This is a genomic window from Desulfosporosinus nitroreducens (assembly GCF_023897015.1).
Classification (GTDB): domain Bacteria; phylum Bacillota; class Desulfitobacteriia; order Desulfitobacteriales; family Desulfitobacteriaceae; genus Desulfosporosinus; species Desulfosporosinus nitroreducens.
This window is the reverse complement of record NZ_JAMHFY010000003.1, coordinates 215,942-233,092: the sequence shown is the minus strand read 5'-3', so window position 1 is coordinate 233,092 and position 17,151 is coordinate 215,942. Positions and strand designations below refer to the sequence as shown.

The 17,151-nt window shown below is 38.6% G+C and carries 16 protein-coding genes and 1 pseudogene; 4 read left to right on the top strand and 13 right to left on the bottom strand.

Annotated features, from left to right (window positions below):
* Positions 1-123: 123 nt before the first annotated feature.
* Entirely contained in the window at positions 124-2,142 is a 2,019-nt protein-coding gene (locus M8E35_RS05055) for a molybdopterin-dependent oxidoreductase (RefSeq protein ID WP_252467700.1), read from the bottom strand.
* Positions 2,143-2,337: 195 nt separating this feature from the next.
* Positions 2,338-2,727, bottom strand: coding sequence for a hypothetical protein (locus M8E35_RS05050; RefSeq protein WP_252467699.1), 390 nt, complete (start codon positions 2,725-2,727; stop codon positions 2,338-2,340).
* 350 nt (positions 2,728-3,077) lie between these two features.
* Here M8E35_RS05050 and M8E35_RS05045 point away from each other — a divergent pair, with 350 nt between their 5' ends.
* A complete protein-coding gene (locus tag M8E35_RS05045) occupies positions 3,078-4,301 on the top strand; it encodes a S1C family serine protease (RefSeq protein ID WP_252467698.1) in 1,224 nt (407 codons plus the stop codon).
* A gap of 79 nt (positions 4,302-4,380) precedes the next feature.
* Here M8E35_RS05045 and M8E35_RS05040 read toward each other — a convergent pair whose 3' ends face one another.
* From M8E35_RS05040 to M8E35_RS05030, 3 genes and pseudogenes are all read right to left on the bottom strand, one after another.
* Positions 4,381-5,049, bottom strand: a complete 669-nt coding sequence (locus M8E35_RS05040) for a B3/B4 domain-containing protein (RefSeq protein WP_252467697.1) — start codon at positions 5,047-5,049, stop codon at positions 4,381-4,383.
* Positions 5,021-5,956 (bottom strand): DMT family transporter, encoded by a 936-nt coding sequence (locus tag M8E35_RS05035; protein ID WP_252467696.1) that lies wholly within the window; start codon positions 5,954-5,956, stop codon positions 5,021-5,023. The genes M8E35_RS05040 and M8E35_RS05035 overlap by 29 nt, the downstream gene beginning before the upstream one ends.
* Positions 5,957-6,079: 123 nt before the next feature.
* Positions 6,080-6,804: pseudogene (locus M8E35_RS05030) on the bottom strand (helix-turn-helix transcriptional regulator); the annotation flags it as partial.
* A gap of 212 nt (positions 6,805-7,016) precedes the next feature.
* Here M8E35_RS05030 and M8E35_RS05025 point away from each other — a divergent pair.
* Positions 7,017-7,172, top strand: coding sequence for a hypothetical protein (locus tag M8E35_RS05025; RefSeq protein ID WP_252467692.1), 156 nt, complete (start codon positions 7,017-7,019; stop codon positions 7,170-7,172).
* 176 nt (positions 7,173-7,348) lie between these two features.
* Here M8E35_RS05025 and M8E35_RS05020 read toward each other — a convergent pair whose 3' ends face one another.
* The 7 genes from M8E35_RS05020 to M8E35_RS04990 form a co-directional block, all read right to left on the bottom strand.
* Positions 7,349-8,233: an SPL family radical SAM protein gene (locus M8E35_RS05020; RefSeq protein ID WP_252467691.1), complete on the bottom strand. Its 885-nt coding sequence runs from the start codon at positions 8,231-8,233 to the stop codon at positions 7,349-7,351.
* A gap of 15 nt (positions 8,234-8,248) precedes the next feature.
* On the bottom strand, positions 8,249-8,710 hold the full coding sequence (locus tag M8E35_RS05015; RefSeq protein ID WP_252467690.1) for a GyrI-like domain-containing protein: 462 nt from the start codon (positions 8,708-8,710) through the stop codon (positions 8,249-8,251).
* 123 nt (positions 8,711-8,833) lie between these two features.
* Positions 8,834-9,733, bottom strand: coding sequence for a helix-turn-helix transcriptional regulator (locus M8E35_RS05010; RefSeq protein ID WP_252467689.1), 900 nt, complete (start codon positions 9,731-9,733; stop codon positions 8,834-8,836).
* A 60-nt stretch (positions 9,734-9,793) separates the two neighbouring features.
* Positions 9,794-10,414: a dienelactone hydrolase family protein gene (locus M8E35_RS05005; protein ID WP_252467688.1), complete on the bottom strand. Its 621-nt coding sequence runs from the start codon at positions 10,412-10,414 to the stop codon at positions 9,794-9,796.
* Between the two features lie 94 nt (positions 10,415-10,508).
* Positions 10,509-11,297: a YdcF family protein gene (locus M8E35_RS05000; RefSeq protein ID WP_252467687.1), complete on the bottom strand. Its 789-nt coding sequence runs from the start codon at positions 11,295-11,297 to the stop codon at positions 10,509-10,511.
* Positions 11,298-11,363: 66 nt separating this feature from the next.
* Complete coding sequence (locus M8E35_RS04995) at positions 11,364-12,089, bottom strand: metallophosphoesterase family protein (RefSeq protein WP_252467686.1); 726 nt, start codon at positions 12,087-12,089, stop codon at positions 11,364-11,366.
* 271 nt (positions 12,090-12,360) lie between these two features.
* On the bottom strand, positions 12,361-14,295 hold the full coding sequence (locus tag M8E35_RS04990) for an HD domain-containing phosphohydrolase (RefSeq protein ID WP_252467835.1): 1,935 nt from the start codon (positions 14,293-14,295) through the stop codon (positions 12,361-12,363).
* A gap of 317 nt (positions 14,296-14,612) precedes the next feature.
* Here M8E35_RS04990 and M8E35_RS04985 point away from each other — a divergent pair, with 317 nt between their 5' ends.
* Complete coding sequence (locus M8E35_RS04985; protein ID WP_252467685.1) at positions 14,613-15,590, top strand: 2-hydroxyacid dehydrogenase; 978 nt, start codon at positions 14,613-14,615, stop codon at positions 15,588-15,590.
* 36 nt (positions 15,591-15,626) lie between these two features.
* Positions 15,627-16,802, top strand: coding sequence for a pyridoxal phosphate-dependent aminotransferase (locus M8E35_RS04980; RefSeq protein WP_252467684.1), 1,176 nt, complete (start codon positions 15,627-15,629; stop codon positions 16,800-16,802).
* Positions 16,803-16,883: 81 nt separating this feature from the next.
* On the opposite strand, the gene M8E35_RS04975 is transcribed toward M8E35_RS04980, so the two are convergent.
* Entirely contained in the window at positions 16,884-17,111 is a 228-nt protein-coding gene (locus M8E35_RS04975; RefSeq protein ID WP_084110257.1) for a glutaredoxin family protein, read from the bottom strand.
* Between the last annotated feature and the right edge of the window lie 40 nt (positions 17,112-17,151).

The following is a 17,151-nucleotide window of genomic DNA, read 5'->3' as shown; positions in this document are numbered from 1 at the left end:
GCGCCTATAGAAAAGCAAAATGACGGCAAATGTTTGCCGCCAACCTGAATATTGAATTGGTAGGTTATTGATTTTTGATAAAAGCGTTACCTCTAAATGAAATGAATCTGACGAGCTTCTTACTTATGGTTTAGCCTCCCCTGATTTGACATCCACTTTCACATCGTAGAGTGTACTCCCTTCTGCTCGGTCCGTTAAGCGTTGGGATGTAAGAGCGTTTACTGAACTGTCTCCTGGCATATTTTCCTTTGAGAACAGGCCTTCCGTTACCACGACCCCTTGAGGAACAGCAGTCGTTAACTTAAGATTAAACTCTACCTCTCCTCGCTCATTAAAGGCGATCACCCTCTGCCCGTCTTGCAATTTCTTGTATTCCGCATCTTTGGGGTTCATTTGGAGACAGGGCGCTTCCTTCTTCTGCAGTAAATCAGGTCGCTCGTTAAACGAAGAATTTAACGAATATAAACTGGGGGAACTCATTAAATAAAAGGGGGCATCATCCTCGTAAGGATCAAAATAGCGTGGTAATGGCTCAGCTTCATTGGGATTGTATAATTCAATTTTACCAGAAGGAGTAATAAAGGCTGTTTTGTAGTTCTCGGGCAAAGAAAGTTCTACTGGATGGCCTGCTTGGAGTTTCACTCGGTCTACTCCTTCCAGCCAAGGTGTTGGCGGATCAATCAGTCGATTAATCAGGTCATCGGCCTTTTGAGCAAAGAAAGCCTCTTCAAAGCCCATAGCCTGATCGAGCAACTGAAAAACCTCCCAGTTAGACTTAGCTTCGCCTACAGGTGGTATAATCGCCGCCGCTCGCTGGATGCAATAATGCCCATAGGCCCTGTATATATCCGGGTGTTCTAAGGAACTGGTAGCCGGCAAGATAATATCCGCGTAACGAGCTGTATCAGTCATAAATCGTTCATGAACGACCGTAAACAGATTCTCTCGCATTAGTCCCTTGATAACCATCGTTTGATCAGGGGCTACAACGGCCGGGTTGGAGTGGTACACGTACATGCTCATGATCGGCGGTTTTGATAATTCCGTCAGGGCATACCCCAGCTGATTCATATTCACGACACGGGTTGGCTCAGGCAAGAAATCTTCACGGGTTACTTGACTCGTGTCAAAAGCCGAGCCGGAAGAAACACTTGCCAGCAACCCGCCTCCCGACTTACCCCAAGCTCCGATTAGTGCAGGAAGACAAGTAATTGTTCTGACCGTCATTGCACCATTCCCATAACGGCAAAGCCCTGATCCCAAAGCAATAAAAGGTGCACGAGCTTTGCCGTATTGAAGCGCCATTTCTTCGATCAAACCCACTTCAATCCCAGTAATTTGGCTTACTCTATCCGGCGTATATTCGGGCAAAACTTCTGTTCCAAGCTGTTCATATCCCTGGACATACCTAGTAATGAAAGGTTGGTCTATCCAACCCTCACGAGCCAGGATATGCATTATACCGAGGGCCAAAGCACCATCTCTTCCAGGTCTTACTAACACTACCTTATCAACAATCTGCACTGTGGGATTTTCGTAGGTGTCAACGAGCCAAACTGTCGCACCACGTTTTTTGGCTTCACGGACCTTATTCAGAAGGTGGATGTTTGTAGCCAGCGCATTCGTGCCCCACAAAAGAATAAAATCGCTTTTTTCAACTTCATCAGGATGAGGTGCGAGGGTCTTCCCCATAACAGATGCCCAACCATAACCCTTAGCTGAGGAACATATAGTGCGGGCCAACCTGGAGGCTCCTAATCTATTAAAAAAAGCCTCCCCGCAATTCCGTTGAACAACACCCATGGTTCCCGCGTAGGAATAAGGTAAGATAGCTTCCGCCGTATAATCAGAAATGATTCCCCTCCAACGGTTGACAATATGTTGAATCCCTTCCTCCCATGAAATAGGTTTAAAATGGCCAGCTCCTTTTTCACCAATGCGCAGGAGCGGACGTGTCAACCTCTGTGGGGAATGAACTGTTCGTTCATAATGAACCATTTTGGGACATAAAGTACCTTTAGTAAAAGGGTGTTCCTGATCACCCGTCACCTTTACGGCTTGTCCATCAACAACTGTAACTAAAAGCCCACACGCGTCAGGACAATCGTAAGGGCAAACTGAGCGTTTTACTTCAGAATTCATACTACACTTCCTCTTTAAACACAGTTTTTTGATAAGCATAAAATTCTTTATCGTTCTTTTACACCGATTTCGACATTTGGAGATGCCTGTACAGTATAAAACCATTATATAAAATTATTAGCTCCTTTTCTGCTGGTAACTCCTCATATTTGTCCAGAATCCTTACTTTTATAGAAATTTTATTTTCCCTAGTTTCTATTTTGCGATCAAAAGCATTGGGTTCTTAAGAGCATACACTCCCCACCAACCTGAATTGAAATTCCCCTTTGAAAATGTTAATGCAACAATAGCAAAGACCAGAGCATAGATAATTGGCACAAGGGCGGGGAAATACCTTTCCTTTGCGCTGTCGGGCTTATGTTTGGACAATCTTGCAAAAAAGTAACCAACAAAAATCCCCACCATAACTGAACCTGTTAGGGCTATTAATGAAAGAATCAACTTCCTTGCATCCCTGCCAAGCTCGTATAACCTTAGCCCATCTGTGATCGACGAAACCATGAGAAGTCCTATGGTGAGCAAAAATGGTATAAGAATCATCTGGGTTGCCAAAGAAGTTCCCAGATACCTTTTATTATATAACATAGTTTGACACTCCTATCTAATATTCATCACTGTATTCACAAACCTGCCCCCGTATAGCCACTTTTCCTTAATCCTCACAATTCGGCAAAAACTTGTTTAGTCCTTCTAATATGCAAAGCAAAGATTATTTCTTTTAGTCACCCTCTTCCCCCCATTTCACAGAATCTAGACTTCAAGCCCAATAAACTTTCACAATTTGCACCTTTTCCTTTAACATATTTCGGATATCCTTAGGAAGTAGCACTTAGTCAGACGAAGAGAACTCCAAAATAATACTCTACCAGAATTGTTTTGATTGCCATAATCTCTACGATCCTAATTAAATCCAGAAAATAAAGGAGGAACATATTATGGAAGAAGAATTTCGCTCAACGTTCAATGATAATTACGGCTCTTCAGATAACACTAACGCGGTAAAGGAAATCGAAATATTGTCCGCCGTACAACAACCTATCCCCCACCATAAACCGAAGAGAAAGGTTGTTGCCTACGCAAGCCTCTGTTTAATCAGTGCCGTCATTGGCGGCCTGACTACTGTTGCAACAGTCCCTTATATTTACCCGGCAAACACTTCCTCACCACTGCAGACAACTAATTCCTCGTTTACACAAGTTGCTAATTATACAGCCGATGCAACTATTTACCCTGTAGCGCAAATTGCTAAAAATGTTGGTCCCGCAGTTGTGGGGGTTTCAAACCTCCAATCGAGTCGAGGTTTTTCAGGAAACTCCAATCTCCAGGAGGCTGGAAGCGGCTCAGGTTTTATCATTGATGCTGAAAAAGGCTATATTGCGACCAATAATCATGTGATTGAGGGTGCCCAAAAAATCACCGTCAGTCTAAGCGATGGGCGTACTCTTGATGCGAAACTCATTGGCGCTGATCCACGTACAGATCTTGCGGTATTGCAGATTTCGGATACAACAAACCTTACCGCAGTAGCGCTAGGAGATTCTTCAAAAGTTGAAGTAGGTGAATCTGTGGTTGCAATTGGAAATCCTGGCGGCGATGAATTTGCACGTTCCGTAACCACGGGAGTCATCTCAGCCACCAATCGCACCCTAAACCTCCAAGGCGTAGCGAGTTACAATCTAATTCAAACAGACGCAGCCATAAACCCTGGTAATAGCGGCGGACCGCTTGTGAATTATCAAGGACAGGTTATCGGCATTAACTCGGTGAAATATGCCGAAACAGGCTTTGAAGGAATGGGCTTCGCAATTCCAATTTCAGACGCCTTGCCAACAATTCAACAGCTGATCGCTTCAGGAGTAGCCACGCATCCAGCCCTTTTAGTCAGCACCGATGATCAATACAACACTTACGCTAAAACTAACAATAAACCCCAAGGGGCCTACATTTCAGGAGTAACGCAAAATGGTCCAGCCGCAAAGGCCGGAATTCAACAGGGCGATGTCATTACCAAGATTAACGATGTCCAAATTCAAAATTCTTCGGACCTAATTCGTGAGCTCTATAAAAACAAGGTAGGCGACAAAGTAACCATAACCTATATCCGGGATGGACAAACTAAGCAAGCAGAAGCAATTCTAGGAGAATTATCTTCGACTTAAAAAATCAATCGTTAGCGGAATAAGAACGACAAGGCTGAAACAAATTCGTTTCAGCCTTGTCGTTCTGCATAAGGAACTCTTACTCAATTATTTTCGTCTTAATCTGTGTTCCATTAGCATATTTTTTCAAGAGTTCTCCGGCATGTTGAAGATATTCTTCAATATTAATTTTGACATTAAAAGAATAAATACACATCAGTATTTGGCTGACATTATTTGTGATCATTGCTCTCTCCGAATCACTTGTAGGACTTCCAAAACTACTAATTGAATCTGTTAACACGGGAAGACTATTTATATTTACAAGGTCTTTACCGATGCCTTTGTACTGTTCTCCTTCTTTACCTATCCTCAAGGAGATAGGAGAATGCAAGTTTTCGACATTATACGACCCGACCGGTAACATTGACTTCAATGATATTAGATTATTAATGTCAACAATATTGTTTACTCTATAAACTCCTTTTCCTTGTAAGACCCTTCTAATTAATGCTTCTGAAGACAGCCTGTATCTACTGGGCGCTTTACCTAATCTTTTATAAGCTTCTCTTCCATCATTAATCCCGGGTAAGGCTTCTAATTCTTCTATATGTATTTGCCGTTTTAGAACATCGCAATAATTATTTATTTCCTCCCATAGACTGTCAGCACTGCTGTCAACCTTTACATTTGCTTGAATACATCCAAGTTTAATATTAGGACAAATTATCTTTAATTCGCTACATATCATAATGTCTATCAATTTCATCTAACTCCTTATTCCTATTCAATGGTATATATTGGGATGAAACACCCATAACAATCACTACGCCACCAATTATTGCACTCATTAGTATCTTCTCATCTAAAAATATTGAAATGTAAATTAGGGATATAAACGGAGTCAGGTAAAGTAAATTAGAGATAATATGAGTCTCTCCCTCTTCTAAAGCTTTAAACCAAAATATATAAGAAATACCATTAACAAAGACTCCATTATAAATAATCCATAGCCAAACATTAAAGCTTGGCAAAATAATTTCTGAAAACATCAATACCGTTGGAATAATGAATATTAATGCCGATAAGAAATAGATAAAAACACTTATTGTTTTGTCAAAGTTATACTTTTTACCTAGCACAGAGAACAATGCAAAAACAAAAGCTCCACTAAGTGCCAATAGATCTCCTTGGAAATTGGTTAAATTAAATGTTGCTATATTTCCTTTAGTAGTTATTACAATTATCCCAAAAAAGCTGATCGAAATTCCTACAACCTTTTGTATCGTGAGCTTATCTTTAAGTATTATAAAGGACAAGACGAGCACCATAATAGGCCAAGTGTAGGCCAAGATAAAACCTTCGGAAGCTGTTGTTTTACTGAGTGCTCCGTACAAAAAAACATAATACAAATAATTCCCCAGGAAGCCAAGCAGAAACATCATACTATATTGACTCTTGGTATATATTTTCAAGAAATTAACTTTCTTCTGGAATATTATTAATATCCCAAGTACTAGCGTTGAGAAGAATGTCGAATAAAACAAAATCTGTAAACTATCCAGCTCCAATAGCATTTTTTTTGTTGCTACGGGTATAGAGGCCCATAATAAAATGCAAAGAACTAAATTAGTATAGGCTATATTTTTTTTGTTTTTTAATAACCGTAATTCCAACTGTAATGCACTCCTAATAATAAATTGGCTGGAAAAAAATAAAAAACTATTCTAAGATAGTTTTTTGATAAACCTGTTTATAATTATAGCTCCTTTAGCAGTAATAGTCTTTTCTAAAATACAGTTGTCTTTTAGCATATTGTTAGATTTCTAATTCTAAACTCTGCAGGTGTGATCTTTTCCAAATCCTTGAATACTCTCGTAAATGATGAATTATGTTTATACCCTATTATTTGAGTAATTTGTAAAATGGAAAGGTTTGTATTTAAAAGCAGTTCTTTTGCTTTTTTCACTCTCAAATTCTGAATATATTCAACTGGTGAGACCTTCAGGTTATTTTTGAACCATTCACTGTAATAACAGATATTATAGTGTTCAATATCTGCTAATTTTTTTAGGTCTATATCTTCCGTAAAATGATCGTTGATGTACTTGATTGAAGGAGGTATATTTCCATCGGCAATAAAATGATAGCAGTAAAGGAATAAGTCATTAAGTGAACCAGTACCTTCTTTGTTATCAGCTTCATTTAACAATAAATATCTTATTGCTTTCCATCTATCATCGAATAAAAACTCCCTCCCACCCATCATTTTTTCCATATCATATTTATTAAGCATCTTATCGGATATATCTAAAACCAAGAATTCGTTACTCTGCTCAGACCCAAACGTATGTTGGCAATCAGGTGGGAGAAAAAACAAATGGTCTTCTCTTAGAGTTAGTTTTTTAGAATTAGTTTCTATATAAAGCATCCCATGCATGGGTAAAATTAATTGTGCATACGTATGTGCGTGTGAATTAAGTCTGGAATCATATACCCTGCGTTCACATTTAATACACTCCAATGCATTCACCTTTTCTTCTAAGATTAATATAACCTGTTCAGTATATTATAGCATGAATATTAGTAAGCTCCAGTATATCAGTGTTTGAGAGCTTTCATTGTCTTCGTATCTATCATGCATCATGCATAATTCCAATGATATTTACACAATTTAAAATGACCTAACTAAATATTCGCCTAAACGTTAATTACTTGAAAGAAGGATTGGGAAAAATGTCAACTGATTACGAATTTATTTCTTTAGATCTTTACCAAGAATGTATCGAGCCATTAGACACTGACTCTCAGACAAAAATGTTTGCAGGAAAAGAGCATAAGGCATATCAACACGCCTCCCAATGGACAACTATTCATCCAGATCTTCCATGAATATTTCTTCGTTTAGAAAATGATAATCGCATGTGCTTAATTAAAGAGCATTAACAAAACTTGAATTAGTTTGTTAATGCTCTTTCTATGCTTCCTTCAGTTTTATACTGTATCTTTCACTGCTTTAGGGCACTTTCGGTGATAATGTTATACTCTTAACTGTCTTATAACAACCCCTAAAACAGCGTAAGCTGACGTTCGCCATACCCTCGCTTGTAACCTTTTATAATTTCATCCATTTTAAAAAGAATTCCCAGCCTTTCACACTCACTCTTACACAACTTCCAAAGCTGATCGGCTTTTGGTGAACTGCACTCGTAAGAATTACCAAATTTACGAATGTAGCTCTCTTTAAGATTCGGAAAAATTTCATCTAATTTTTTGTAATACCAATCCCTTTGATTTTGCCTGAGTGTTACGCCGAAGGCAGGGTATATAAATTTTGCACTGTTTTCATGGGCAATACGAATAATCCCACTAATGTTCTCCTCATTATCCTCAATAAACGGCAAAACTGGCATCAGCAGTACCCCCGCAAAAATACCGTTCTCAGACAACTGTTTAAGGGCAGAAAAACGCTTCGAGGATACTGCCGCATTAGGCTCGATCTTTTTGCAAAGCTCATCATCACAAGTGGTAATTGTCAGCTTAATGAGAACAGGAGAATGCTGGCGTATTTTTTTTAACAGATCTATATCCCGTGTAATCAAATCACTTTTTGTAGCAATCGAAACGCCAAAGCGATAAGTGTTAATAAGCTCTAAGGCACCTCTCGTCAGTTTATATTCCTTTTCAAAAGGGTTGTATGGATCGCTCATTGCGCCTGTACCTATGACTCCCGTTCTGCGCTTTGACTTAAGCTCACGATGAATTAAGGTAAGAGCATTTTCCTTAGCTCTCACCTTATCAAAGTTTTCAACATGGTAACACTCGCTTCGGCTATCGCAATAGATACACCCGTGATTACACCCTTTGTAAATATTCATGTTATAGTTGTTTCCAAACCAATTATTGTCCCCACTATAACCGGATAAAATAGCTTTTGCCGGTATGAAATCCATATTAAAGCCCTTTCTCTAATCATTCACAGCAATATAAATATGTATTTCTTGATTTTCCATATCATTAGAATTATTTTGATATTCTTCAAAGTCTGAGCTGTATTTACGGTCCAGCGATAATCCCCACAGATTTGACCAAAATTCGGCTACTGCATGTTGCATGTGCCCCTTGACAATGAACTTGGCATAGTTCCCACGCGGGATCATTTTTACAACCATCTTTGCTATGTCAGTGGCTTCGCTAACCTCGCAGCACGCTAAAAACCTATAAGGCTTTGTAAAGTCTCCTTCATAGTCAGTATAGAGCCCAATCCCTTTGGCATTAATCTTATTAGATATAGAATCATAGACCCCTGCCTGCAAGAATTCTCCCCAAAGCATTCCTATATCTGTCATTGCCCGGTTTTCTTCATTGGTGGTGGTAACCATAAGCCCGACTACTGTCTTTTCTTCCACAAGAACAACTTCATAATCCATAGTCTCGCCCTCCTTTGATTAACGTCACACGGTACTTAATGATCAGTTCCTCCGTGTAGATCGTTGATATACAAAGGATACCATGGGTAATATGACGACATAGTGTCATATTACCCCTATGGACTATTTATATTGTTTTAAAGTATCTTCTAACCTTTCAATTATAATATCCTGAATATGCTTAGGTTCTATAACCTCAACAAAGCTGCCGAAAGATAGAATATATCCATAAACCCATTCATCTTCAGGATATGAAACACTTACATTAAAACTTCCATCGGAATTTTTAACAATCTCATTTTCGTCAAATTCATCATATACACGATAGGCGACAGATGGTTTAAAACGCAATTTTAAGTCAACCCTCTGGAAATTGATTCCTTGGGCGGGCTCGTTCACAAGTTCTTTCACTGATTCTTTTTCAAATGATTCTTCAGTCATTCGTAGATTTTTCATTCGATTAAGTTTGAAGATTCTAAAGGCTTGTTTTAATAAACAGCGACCCTTCAAATACCATGCTTTATCCTTAAACCACAGTTGCAATGGCTCTACAGTTCTGAATGTTTTTTCTCCGTAGGAGCTAAAATAATTGAAGGTAATAACTCTTCTGTTAACAATTGAGGTTTTTAACAGATTGAACGTTCCTTGGTCCTTACTGCCCCAATTGGAAAAATCTACTTCAATCCAATTATAATCTTCTTTATTAAAGAGTGCCCCTAACTTAGCAATAATAGTGTCTACGTCAGGATAATTTATAGCATTTAAGGTTTGCAAAGCAGTTAGTATTTCAGTCTGTTCAGTATCTGACAAGACTGATCTATTGAGCACAAAATTGTCAAGGAGGCTGATTCCTCCGCCTTTGCCTCTGCTCATATACACCGGTATCCCAGCGTTGCTTAAGGCTTCAACATCTCTGTAAATTGTGCGCACAGACACCTCGAACCGCTCAGATAATTCTTTAGCGGTTATTGTTTTGCAATTAAGAAGGCTATATACGATTTCAAACAATCTATTAATTTGCATCTCATCACCTGTTATCATTATACCTTAAGGATATGACAACCGCATGTCATATTAAGATCATTAACCCTCCGGTCCTTCTTTTACCCTTATTAAAAACCCATCTGCCAGATCTTTAGCGATTTGTTGACATTTCTTGTTGTAGCGATTGGAAAATGGATCATTAAATCCGTGTTTTCCATTTAACACGTGTACATCTACAAATTTCTTTTGTCCAAGGGAACTTGTCAATTCCCGAACATTAAATGACTTTTCTTCTTCAGCGAAGATTAATAATACCGGGCAATTGGGAGTTATGCTTTCATAGTCCCTTATTCTAGAACCATAGTAACAAATTATTCCGTCTACCGAATTTTCAAGGTCACTGCAAATCCATGCTGAGGTTGCTCCTACGCTAAACCCTAGTAGAAATACATATTTATAGTCTGATTTAGCTTTCAACAGTATTGACTTAACTTCATCCACCATTGTATAGAAACCGATATGTTCAATGAAGTACTGGTAAGCTTCTTCTTCTCTACTGTAATCGAAATAATCGCCCGACTTCACAAAATTTGGACATAAAACATGGTATCCAGCCGATGAATATTGTTCACAAATCAATTTGAGATGCTGATTAATTCCATATATCTCGTGTAAAACGATTATTACTGATTCCTCATTATTATTAATACTATCAACCATCGCATAGACTCCAACCTTTTCATATTTATAAAGGTTATTTCACATAATTCATACCTTTTTAATAACTTCAATTTCCAACCTTGTTTAATGAAAGCTACCAATCAAAAATAAGGGATTTTACGACCGCAAAATACTCTCTTAAATAAACGTTCGGCACGATATACCAGGGTGTTGGGGACGGAATACCCACCGGGATTAACCCATTGCGCTGAGCAAGAATTTTTGAGCGGAAGAGATGAAAGTCATTCGTGATCACCGCAACCGTCTCTGAGTTTTGAAAGCCCGCTTGACGGGCTAATATTTCTTTACTAAAGCGGAAGTTTTCCATTGTGCTTGTAGATTGATCTTCTTTAAGAATGCGTTCGTCTTTAATCCCATGATCCACCAAGAAACGGCGCATTCCTTCCGCTTCAGAAATTCCTTCGCCAGGACCTTGCCCCCCCGAAAGGACTACTTTCACCTTGGGATGCGCCTCCAAATAGTTTAGACCCTTTTGCATCCGCTCCCAAAGTGTCCAGGAAAGTTGTTCTCCATTCAGACCTGCCCCTAAAATAATCAAATAATCCACCTCGACAACTGGATCTGGGCGAGAATTAGCAATGATCTCCCCCTCGATTACCAGAAATGAGATCAATCCAATCAAGAATAAGGAAATAATACCCTGACGGAGCTTAATGAACCATGGTCTATCTTTTCTTAAAAGGATGGATTTCCAGAAAAGTTCCTTGACCACAACCGATAAAATCAACATCCCTCCCAAGACCCCTGGTAAAATCGTTCCTAAATTAATTCCCCCATTAGATAAAAAGAGCAACAAAGTATCTAGAATACCGATAGTTCCTAAAAAGAAAAGAAGCCCTCTCACTTTTCGATTGATTTTCATCACTCCTTTCTATGGCCTTATACCAGTTAAAATTCATCGGAATCAGTCCTAATTCAAATGTACTTTTCAGGCTTTTCTCCCCCTGAATATCCCTGTCTTTAATTCGTTAATATATTCTTGCTTCTCTGGCATATTTGTTAAGGCAGCATGAAAAATTGCTAATTCAATATCATAGGGCACCCTAACAAGTGATATTGTAAATGGACCTTTATTTTTATCATCTAAATTCCCTTCAATTATTCCATATGAAGCTTCGGTTATATCAAGTGGATTGCCAACACTTCCAACATTGAAAATTGTCTTTCCATCGAAATTATCTACGTGAGCGCCATGTATATCTCCGTATCCAACCACATCTGCTTCAAGATTAAGTGTTGATGTCGCTTCAAACAATTTTATTCTCTTGCTTTGTTCAGTTGAAAGGTAGACTCTATGAAAAAGATCATTCGGCGATGCATGACACAGTCTTAATAGCTTTCCACTTATATAAAATTCTTTATAGATTGGCAACTCCTTCATATAGTTTAGTCTTTCGACTCCCAGAATACTCTGATGCCACGTTAAAATTTCATGCCCCGTTTGTTCTGTCAAATAGTAGTCCCAATTGCCCTTAATCACTACTTCGCAATGTTGTCTAATTATATCTACGGTCTCAGCTGAACTTGGTCCTTTTCCGGCTAGATCTCCAAGACAAAATATTCTCTCGATCCTTCTATTTTTAATATCTTCTAATACAGCTTCTAAGGCGGGCAGATTCCCATGAATATCAGATATTACTGCAATTTTCTCCATGTTGATCTCCTTGCTTTTTAATAACTTGTGTTGCCAGTTATGTGATTAAAACAACCTAAGCTGACATTCCGCACCTATCCTTCAGAATGCCTTCCTTTTCAAAAAGATTGCTATAAGTGTACTTAATGGATATCTTCCACTTCTTAGAGCAAATCCCTCCTAGCGTTAAAAATCTTATCATTGTCTTATTTTTAAACTTACTCAAAACAAGGCTAGAAGCAATAATAATCGCTTCCAGCCTTGTTATTTAGCATTTGTCGAACACCCGTAGTCACTTCAATACCTTTTCAACAAATACACTTACCACTTCAGGATCAAACTGAATGCCAGAGTTTTTCAGCAGTTCTTCAATAGCGACCTCTTCAGGCAACGCACTGCGATAGCTTCTTTCGCTGGTCATGGCATCGAACGCGTCAACTATAGCTATGATTCTTGATTGGAAAGGTATATCTTCTCCCTTTAAGCCTTTAGGATACCCTTGTCCATCCCATTTCTCATGATGATATAAAATGTATTCCGCTATTTCTGCCATATCATTGACAGTACTGAGTATTCTGTAGCCAATTTCAGGATGACGCTTAATATCTTCCCATTCATCCTCTGTTAGCGCACCAGGCTTATTAAGTGTTGTTTCTTCTATTGCTATTTTCCCAATATCATGAAGTAAACCAACGGTCTTAAGTTCTTCGACTTCTCCTTCAGGTAATCCTAAAGCTTTCCCCATACATTCACATAAAGCCGATACTCTATGTGAATGTTGTTCTTCTCGCTTATTTTTCTCATGAAGGGTGCTAATAATAGCATTGATCGTTTTCCCTCTCATACTTGGGCTCTCATATAATTTCCTCTTATACATATAATCTTCAGCTTTTTTAAGGATTTCTCGGATATCTTCTTCTCTGTCAATTTTTGTTTCCCAGCCAAAAGAAATAGAGATCTCAATGGAGCCTATTGTTTCTTTTAAGGCATGTGCTTTAATACGCTTAACAATTTGTTCTGTTTCATTAGTATCTGTCTTGGGGAGCAGTATGACAAATTCATCTCCGCCAAGTCTAGCGATAACATCATCCGCTCGGCACCCTCTAACTATCACCTGGCCGACCTTCTTAAGGAGTTCATCCCCCATGGCATGACCAAAGGAATCATTAATAAGCTTTAAGCCATTAACATCTGCCATAACAATGGTTAAAGGTAAATTTCTCTGTACGTTTAGGCGCTTTAATTCCTCTTCAAAAAATCTTCTATTATATAGGCCTGTTAATACATCCTTATAGCTTAAATATTCCAGTTTTTGTTCCAATAGTTTGCGTTCACTGACATCTCTCCAGATTGCATGTAAAACTTGTTTACCATTAAGCAATATCGGAGTTAACATTATCTCAACTGGAAATTCAATGCCATTTTCCTTTTTAAGCCACCATTCAAATTTGTATTTACCTTTATTTTGAGCGTATTTATTAATATCTAGCGCTTTTTCCATAGAAGGAATTCCATCGGGTTGCCTTTCAGGTGAAAGCTCCCATGTTGTTTTACCAACAATTTTACTCTTTGAATCATAGCCCAAAAACTCAATTGCTGCTGGATTACAATCGATAACTTTATAATCCTCTAATAATAATATTGCATCGGATGAACCCTCAAATAACTTGCGAAAAGTATATTCACTGGATTTTAAGGCATCCTCATTCAATTTTTGTTCGGTAATATCTTCTACCATACATATTTCACTTATACTGCCTTTATACTCCAGATTCAAGGTGGCCACTGTTATCTTAGCCCAAACTACAGAACCATCGGGCTTAATATATCGTTTACTCATATTGAAGCCCTTTATCTTCTTGTCATTAACTAAAACTGAATTCTTCAAATTTCCCTGAACATCATCAGGATGAGTGATGGACATCCAGTCAATACCAACGACTTCTTCCATTTTTCTACCAATGATCTCCGCAAACTTTGGATTTATCTGATATAGCTTTCCTGTTAATGTATCACTTAAAGCAATACCTAAAGGTGCTTGCTCAAACATAGTTCTGAATTTCTCTTCACTTATACTTAACTTCTTTTCGCTTTCAACATTCTGATTATAATGAAATCTAAGTTCTTCTTGAGCTGCTGTTACTTGTTGTATATATGCTTGAAGTTCTTCATTTTTGCGACGCAAATTAGACATCAACCGAACTAATGTATAAAATAATACAGACACTAATGAAATTACTATAAACAAACTATTATTATCCAAGTGCAACTCTCCTCAAAACACAGTAACTAGATAATTATATCATTGTTTTGAAGAGAAATTTAACTGTCTAATAGTAAATAATGTGACCAACTTTTTTTCTGAAAAAAAATATCTTTTTTGTCACTTTTAACAGACCTAGTTAGTGAACTCGTTCAACTAAAGTTGAAGATGCAGAATTCTTAGATGATACGATAAATTTCGTAATAAATTCATAATACCTCTTGCATTTGGGATTACTACTCGTATAGAATCTACTAGACTATAATAATTGGAGGTTAGACATGAGTAGATGGAAAGTTTATGTCACCAATGAGATTCCTAAACCGGCCCTCGATATGCTCGAAGAGTATTGCGACATGGAGGTTAATCGATCGGGCCATGTTCTAGAAAAATCCGTTTTATTAGAGAAGGTTAAGGGCAGAGATGCTATCATAAGTTTGCTTACTGATCCTATCGATGCTGAGGTGATGGATGCCGCAAAAGGGGCCAAAATTTTTGCTAACTATGCTGTAGGTTACAACAATATAGATATCCCCTCCGCTACTGAAAGAGGCATTATGGTCTCTAACACACCGGGGGTTCTTACTGATACAACGGCAGAAATGGCTTGGGCTTTATTGTTTTCTGTGGCGCGAAGAGTCGTGGAATCAGATAAGTACTCCAGAATGGGAAAATATAAAGGTTGGGGTCCAATGCTTTTTTTAGGGCAGGACGTAATGAACAAGACCGTTGGGGTAATTGGTGCTGGAAGAATTGGTTTGTCATTTGCTAAAAGGGCAAAAGCCTTTGATATGAAAGTACTCTATTCGGACGTTGCAGCTAATCCGGATTTCGAAAAAGAAACCGAGGGTCAATACGTCAGTCTGGAAACTCTTCTCAGAGAATCCGATTTTGTTTCCATCCATACTCCGCTTGTCCCAGAGACCTTTCATTTAATAAGTACAAAAGAGTTTAAACTAATGAAAAATACTGCAATTTTAATAAATACCTCCCGCGGTCCAGTAGTGGATGAATCCGCACTGGTGAAGGCTCTGCAATCCGGGGAAATATGGGGAGCGGGTCTTGACGTGTACGAATTCGAGCCTGAGTTTACTGAAGGACTATTGGAACTGGATAATGCTATCGTTTGCCCTCATATTGCCAGTGCCACAATCGATACCCGCACCAAAATGGGGATCATCGCTGTGACCAATATTTTAGCGGCTATGAGAGGGGAACTTCCTCCGAATTGTTTAAACCCAGAAGTATTTAAAAAATAAAATTCAACTAAATTCACATGGGAAGTGGTGTTTCAAATGAAAAAAGTATTTGCAGACAGAATGTCTTTGCTTGGTACAGAAACTGCTTTTGAAGTATTGGCAAAAGCTAAAAAGTTAGAAGCTGAGGGTAAAGATGTCGTCCATCTAGAAATTGGCGAACCCGATTTTGACACCCCTAAAAATATTATTGATGCCGCCTGCCTTGCCCTAACCAGCGGATATACACACTATACTCCCGCTCCCGGTATCCCAGAAGTCAGAGAAACAATAGCTGGATACATTCGCAATCATAAAAAGGTTGATGCCTCTGCTGAGGATGTAGTTATCGTCCCAGGCGGAAAGCCGATTATGTTTTTTTCCATCATGGCGACTGTGAATCCTGGCGATGAAGTAATTTATCCGAATCCCGGCTTTCCGATATATGAATCCGTAATTCGGTTTGTGGGAGGAACACCTGTCCCTATCCCATTGCGAGAAGAAAATCAGTTTCGATTAGATGTTAATGAACTAGCCCAGTTAATTACACCAAAAACTAAAATGCTTATTATTAATTCCCCAGGAAATCCTACCGGTGGTGTTCTCACAAGTGATGACATTAAAGCGATTGCAGACCTGGTGAGGGGAAAAGATATACTTGTTCTTTCTGATGAGATATACGATCGAATCGTGTATAGTGACACTCCCCTTCTTTCTATTGCCTCGTTGCCAGGTATGAAGGATTGGACCATTATCTTAGACGGATTTTCAAAAACCTATGCCATGACGGGTTGGAGATTGGGTTACGGGGTAATGCACCCTGAAATTGCGGCTCGAATTGCTCAACTTATGGTCAATTCTAATTCCTGTACTTCCGCATTTACTCAAATGGCTGGAAAGGAAGCACTCACGGGACCACAAAAAGAAGTCGAAAATATGGTAGCGGAGTTTAAGAGGCGCCGTGACATAATGGTTAATGGCTTAAACTCTATTTCCGGAGTGAGCTGTCTATTGCCTGAGGGGTCATTTTACGTATTTCCTAATTTCAAATCCTTCGGTAAAGACACAAAAGAAATAGCTGATCACCTCTTGTACGATGCAGGAGTTGCTTGTCTGGGAGGCACCGCCTTTGGATCATACGGTGAAGGATATCTCCGTTTCTCCTATGCAAACTCGGTAGCGAATATCGAGAAAGCTTTAGAACGTATCGAAACTTCGTTACTTAAAATCAGATAGTCAAAATTACCTTTTTCAAATTTATAATTTAAAACCGCTGGGCTTTATAAGTACCCAGCGGTTTTTCCTATCAACGAGAATTCAATGTAAAAGGGCAAGTATCTTTTCCTTGTTAAAACCTACAACAGTTTCATCCCCCACCAAGAAAGTGGGAACACTATTAATGTTCCTGCTTTGCAACTCTTTTAAAGCTTCCTGATCAGTACTGATATTCTTCTCCTCAAAAGGAATATTGTTCTGCGAAAGAAACTTCTTCGCTACTGTGCAATATGGTCAGGTATTGTTGGAAAACATAGTTACATTTTTCATTGTTATATCCTCCTGTTATTTATTTTATTATTAGTATCAC

Excerpts from the sequence above, each read along its gene's own strand:
- M8E35_RS05055 (WP_252467700.1), bottom strand. The coding sequence starts at position 2,142 with ATGAATTCTGAAGTAAAACGCTCAGTTTGCCCTTACGATTGTCCTGAC.
- M8E35_RS05050 (WP_252467699.1), bottom strand. The coding sequence starts at position 2,727 with ATGTTATATAATAAAAGGTATCTGGGAACTTCTTTGGCAACCCAGATG.
- M8E35_RS05000 (WP_252467687.1), bottom strand. The coding sequence starts at position 11,297 with ATGAAAATCAATCGAAAAGTGAGAGGGCTTCTTTTCTTTTTAGGAACT.
- M8E35_RS05040 (WP_252467697.1), bottom strand. The coding sequence starts at position 5,049 with ATGAAATTGATAGACATTATGATATGTAGCGAATTAAAGATAATTTGT.
- M8E35_RS05005 (WP_252467688.1), bottom strand. The coding sequence starts at position 10,414 with ATGGTTGATAGTATTAATAATAATGAGGAATCAGTAATAATCGTTTTA.
- M8E35_RS05010 (WP_252467689.1), bottom strand. The coding sequence starts at position 9,733 with ATGCAAATTAATAGATTGTTTGAAATCGTATATAGCCTTCTTAATTGC.
- M8E35_RS04985 (WP_252467685.1), top strand. The coding sequence starts at position 14,613 with ATGAGTAGATGGAAAGTTTATGTCACCAATGAGATTCCTAAACCGGCC.
- M8E35_RS05015 (WP_252467690.1), bottom strand. The coding sequence starts at position 8,710 with ATGGATTATGAAGTTGTTCTTGTGGAAGAAAAGACAGTAGTCGGGCTT.
- M8E35_RS05020 (WP_252467691.1), bottom strand. The coding sequence starts at position 8,233 with ATGGATTTCATACCGGCAAAAGCTATTTTATCCGGTTATAGTGGGGAC.
- M8E35_RS04980 (WP_252467684.1), top strand. The coding sequence starts at position 15,627 with ATGAAAAAAGTATTTGCAGACAGAATGTCTTTGCTTGGTACAGAAACT.
- M8E35_RS04995 (WP_252467686.1), bottom strand. The coding sequence starts at position 12,089 with ATGGAGAAAATTGCAGTAATATCTGATATTCATGGGAATCTGCCCGCC.
- M8E35_RS05045 (WP_252467698.1), top strand. The coding sequence starts at position 3,078 with ATGGAAGAAGAATTTCGCTCAACGTTCAATGATAATTACGGCTCTTCA.
- M8E35_RS05025 (WP_252467692.1), top strand. The coding sequence starts at position 7,017 with ATGTCAACTGATTACGAATTTATTTCTTTAGATCTTTACCAAGAATGT.